Here is a 4,614-nt window from a genome sequence, read left to right on the forward strand (position 1 = left end):
CGCCCAGGCGGTGGGCGTCGGCCGCTGCCACTGCCGCAGCAGGACCACCACCGCGCCGGCGGTCGCGACGACGGAGCCCAGCGCGCACGCCAGACCGGTCTCCAGCGCGGCGATCCGCCGCACCTGCCCGGGCGTCGCACCGGCCAGCCGCAGTCCGGCCAGCCGCCGGTCGCGGTGCACGGCCCCGATCCGGGTGCACTGGCCCAGGAAACCGAGCACCGGGACCAGCAGGAGCAGCAGGGCGACGATCACGCCGGCCCGGGTGCCCGGCTGGTCCAGCAGGCCCGCCGCGACGGGAACGTGGTACTGGCCGTCGCCCAGGGCCGTGAGCGCGCCGGCCGCCAGCGCGAACCCGGTGGCCAGCGCCGCCCCGGTCGCGGTGAGCGCGATCCGCCACCCCTCCTTGCGGTCGGAGCCCCGGGTCAGCAGCCAGGCCAGCCGCAGATCGGTGCGCAGGGAGCCGCCGCTCACGCCGTCACCCCCAGCGGGGCCACGGTGCCGTCCCGCAGCTGCACCTCGCGGTCCGCGTAGGCGGCCACCCGGGCGTCGTGGGTGACGAGCAGGACCGCGGTGCCCGCCTCGCGGGCGGTGCGGACCAGGGACGTCATCACCTGCTCGGCCGCGAGCGAGTCCAGGGCGCCGGTCGGCTCGTCGGCGAACACCGCCCTCGGGCCGGTCACCAGGGCGCGGGCCAGCGCGGCCCGCTGGGACTGCCCGCCGCTCATCTCCCCGGGCCGTAGGTCCCCCTGCTCACCCACCCCGAACCGCTCCAGCCACGTCCCCGCCGTCTCGCGGGCCCCGGCCCGGGTGGCGCCCGCCAGCATCAGCGGCAGCGCCACGTTGTCCAGCGCGGTCAGCTCCGGGATGAGCTGGCCGAACTGGAACACCACCCCGAAGTCCGTCCGCCGCAGCTCGCTCAGCCGCTCCTCCGACGCCTGTTCCAGGCGCTCGCCGGCATACGTCACCGAGCCCCCGTCCGGCCGGACGATGCCCGAGAGGCAGTGCAGCAGCGTCGACTTGCCGCTGCCGCTGGCGCCCGTCACCGCGACGATCTCGCCGGGCCACAGCTCGACGGAGGCGCCCCGCAGGGCCGCGGTGGCCCCGTAGCTCTTGACCAGGCCGCCGCCCGTGAGGAGCGGTGCGCCGTCCGTCCCGCCGCTGCCGGGACCGCCGCGCGTGGCGGTCCGGTCGTCGTCCCCGTGGTTCATGCTGCGTCGACCTCCGCGGTCAGGGTGGTGAGCCGGGCCGCCGTCGTGGTCATCCAGCGAAGGTCGGCGTCCAGGTGGTTGAGGGCGAAGTCCGCCGAGAGCACGGTCGACAGGTCCGCGCCCGGGGCGGTCTTCACCGCGGTGAGCTCCCGCATGCGCTCCATGTGCGCGGCCCGCTGGGCGCGCAGGTAGGCCGCCGGGTCGCCGCCGGACAGGATCGACACCACGACCTTGGCGAAGATCTCGTTGGTCACGAAGGGTGCGGGCGGGGCGATCTGCGCGGCCCACTGGGCCAGTTCGCGCGCGCCCTTCTCGGTCGTCCGGTAGGTGGTGCGTTCCGGGCCGCCGTCCGACTCGGTCCCCTCCACCTCGGCCAGTCCGTCGCGGACCAGCCGCTGCAAGGTCGTGTACACCTGCCCGTAGGCCAGCTGCCGGGCCTGCGGGAAGCGTTCGTCATGGCGTCGCTTCAGGTCATAGCCATGACCCGGCCCCGAGGCGAGCAGCCCCAACAGGATGTGACGGGTGCTCATGAACCTCAGTATGCACTACGTACATGTACTGAGTGAATAGTGCCGCGGGGAGGACCTCTCCGCACGTCCACACGTCCGCACGGCCCGCCGCCGAGCGGGCCGCGCGCCCAGGCGGGTCAGCCGCCCCGGCCCTCCCCGCCGGTACCCGTCCCGGCGCCGTCCGACGCCCCGGACTCCGGGCCCCCGCCCTGCTCCGCGACCGCGTACGTCTCCACCGACCACAACGAATAGCCGTACGGCGTCGCCCGCTTGTCGCCCTGGACACGGACGTGCCGCACGTCCCGCTCGTCCATGCGGACCGTCTCCCGGCCGCCGCGCCCGTCCCGCACCGTGGCCGCCGTACGCCAGCGGCGGCCGTCCGGGGACACCTGGATCCGGTACGCCGACGGGTGGGCGTCCTGCCAGTGCAGCTCGACCCGGCCCAACCGCACCGGCCGCTCCAGGTCGACCTGCCACCACGCGTCGTCCTTCACCGGCGAGGACCAACGCGTCTTTGGGTCACCGTCGTTGGCCGCCGACGCCGGGAAGTCGGGCGTCTCGTCCGCCGAGGAACGCGCCCGGCCGGTGCGGGCCAGGTCCGGTCCCCCCGTGGGCGGCACCGCCCGCACCGTCAGCGTCCGGCTCACCCCGCCGAAGCCCAGCCGCACCTCGTACGCACGGGACGGCGTGCCCGGCTCGACGGTCACCTCGACCGGCACCTCGACCGACCCGCCCCGCGGCACCCGCAGCGTCCCCTCCGGAACCCGCACCCTGACACCCTCCGGCGCGTCCGCCGTCACCCGGCCCCGCACATCGGCCGGACGCAGGGAGCCCAGGGTGGCCGTCAGCCGCCGGGTGCGGCCGATGTCCGCGTCGGCACGCTCCCCGGGCAGCTTCAGGGACACCGCGTCCGCGTCCGCGTACCAGGGGACCAGGTGACGCACCCGGCGGGCGTCCGCGCCGGTGACCCGCAGGGCGTCCGCGCGCCGGTCCGCGCGCAGCTCCGTGGCACCCGACCGGTCGAGCGGCCCCACGCGGCGCCATCCCTCCCCGGGGACGCGCACCTCCACCGTCCCCCCGGTGCCCGGATCGGCCAGGACCGTCACCGTGCTCACCGCGCGCGCCCGGGGCAGCCGCAGCGTGCGGTCACCGGCCGCCTCACCGGCCTGCGCGGGCGGCTCGTGACCGATCCCCGCCCATGTGCCGTACGCCTTCTGCGCCCGGCTCAGGAACGGGTCGAGCACCCCCTTGCCGACCGTCACCCGGGCCGCCTCCAGGCGCGCCCGCTCCCGGCCCAGCTTCCGGTACGCGGCCCAGGCGGCGCCCGCGTCCCCGGCGTCCTGCGCGCGCAGCATGTCCAGCGCCGCCGTCCCGGCCGTGCCGTAACGGGCCAGCTGCTCCGTCCACGGCGAGACCTCCTCCGCGAGCGGAGTGCCGTCCAGCCGCTCCGGGACCTCGCCCAGCACGTCGAACGCCTCGCGCAGCCGCTGCTCCGCCCGCGCGGCCTTCTCACCGCCCCCGGTGCGGGAGGCCCAGAACTCCTTCAGCAGCGGACGCAGATACGCCGACTCCTCGGCGCCCAGCACCGAGGACGCGCCGTTGCCCGCGAGCGCCGCCAGCGCCTCCTCGCGCCGGGCGTCGCCGCCGGCCAGGTCGGCGATCGCGGCCCGCCAGGACTCCTGCGGGCGGTAGGCGCGCGGATTCCAGGCGAAGTCGGCGGCCGTGAACAGCGGAATGCGGGACGCCTGCGGCTGCTCCATCGCGTTCGCCAGCAGCGCCGCCGAACCCGCCGCGACGGCCGGCTCACGGCCCTGGTAGGGGCCGAGGAATATCCGGCCGGGCGCGTAGTCGTTGACCGGATAGTTGTCCATCGTCACCAGCGGATGCCCGAACACGCCCTTCACCTCGGCCAGTTCGCCGCCGGTGATGGTCCGCGGCACCACGCCCACCCCGGTCCAGGCCACCTCCACGTCCGCCGTGAGCGCCTTGGCCAGCGCACGCCGGTAGGCGGTCGAGCCGTCCTCGTAGAACTCGGTCGGCATCAACGACAGGGCCGCGGCACCGGGGTGACGGTCCGCCAGGTGCCGGGCCACCGCGTTCGCCACGTGCGCCTGCGCCCGCGCCGCCGCCTCCGGTCCGGTGCCGAACCGGTCGGCGTCCTCCCCGCAGTGCCACTCGGTGTAACTGACGTCCTGGAACTGCAGCTGGAACGCCCGGAAGCCGAGCGCCCACATCGCGTCCAGCTTCCGCGTCAGCGCCCGCAGATCGGTGTCCGAGGCGAAACACATCGCCTGGCCCGGCGTCACCGCCCAGGCCGGCGTGACGTGGTTGCGCGCCGCCCGCTCGGTCAGCTCCCGGAACTCCGCGCGCCGCTCGGCCGGGTACGGCTCCCGCCAGCGCGCCTGCCGGTAGGGGTCCTCGCCCGGTGCGTACAGGTACCGGTTCAGCTTGGTGCGGCCCATGAAGTCCAGCTGCGCCAGCCGCTGCCCGTGCGACCAGGGGACGCCGTAGAAACCCTCCGTGACACCGCGCACCGCCGTCGCCGGCCAGTCCCGCACCACGGCCGCCGTGAACCGGCCGTCGGGGCGCAGCAGCGTGCGCAGCGTCTGCACCGCGTGGAACAGGCCGTCCGGGCCCGCCCCGGTGACGGTCACCCGGCCGTCGCCGACGCTCAGGGTGTAGCCGCCCGAGGGCAGGGCGTGCAGCGGGTCGTCCGTCTGCCGGTGCGCGCCCAGCCGCACCACGAGCGCCCCCTCGGGCACCGGTGCGCCGGGGGCGGTGAACCGGCTCGCGCCCGCCCGTCGCAACAGCGCGCGCACCGCGTCGAGCGTGGCCCCGTCGGTGCCGTCCTGCGCGATCACGGCGACCTCGTCGGTCACGGCGACCGGCGCCCCGTT

Annotated in this window: 3 protein-coding genes and 1 pseudogene; all 4 read right to left on the minus strand. The window is 76.1% G+C overall.

Annotated features, from left to right (window positions below):
• Positions 1-456 (minus strand): annotated as a pseudogene (locus G3I53_RS01315) (ABC transporter permease); the annotation flags it as partial.
• An 11-nt stretch (positions 457-467) separates the two neighbouring features.
• Positions 468-1,208 (minus strand): ABC transporter ATP-binding protein, encoded by a 741-nt coding sequence (locus G3I53_RS01320; protein WP_164333737.1) that lies wholly within the window; start codon positions 1,206-1,208, stop codon positions 468-470.
• Positions 1,205-1,738 (minus strand): PadR family transcriptional regulator, encoded by a 534-nt coding sequence (locus G3I53_RS01325; RefSeq protein WP_164333738.1) that lies wholly within the window; start codon positions 1,736-1,738, stop codon positions 1,205-1,207. The genes G3I53_RS01320 and G3I53_RS01325 overlap by 4 nt, the downstream gene beginning before the upstream one ends.
• A gap of 116 nt (positions 1,739-1,854) precedes the next feature.
• The coding region (locus G3I53_RS01330) for a beta-N-acetylglucosaminidase domain-containing protein (RefSeq protein ID WP_164437940.1) at positions 1,855-4,614 on the minus strand (2,760 nt) is incomplete at its 5' end.

The organism is Streptomyces sp. SID14436 (genome assembly GCF_010548465.1).
Taxonomy (GTDB): Bacteria; Actinomycetota; Actinomycetes; order Streptomycetales; family Streptomycetaceae; genus Streptomyces.

What these genes read in the sequence shown, in the direction of transcription:
- G3I53_RS01320 (WP_164333737.1), bottom strand. Translation starts at nt 1,208, where the DNA reads ATGAACCACGGGGACGACGACCGGACCGCCACGCGCGGCGGTCCCGGC.
- G3I53_RS01325 (WP_164333738.1), bottom strand. Translation starts at nt 1,738, where the DNA reads ATGAGCACCCGTCACATCCTGTTGGGGCTGCTCGCCTCGGGGCCGGGT.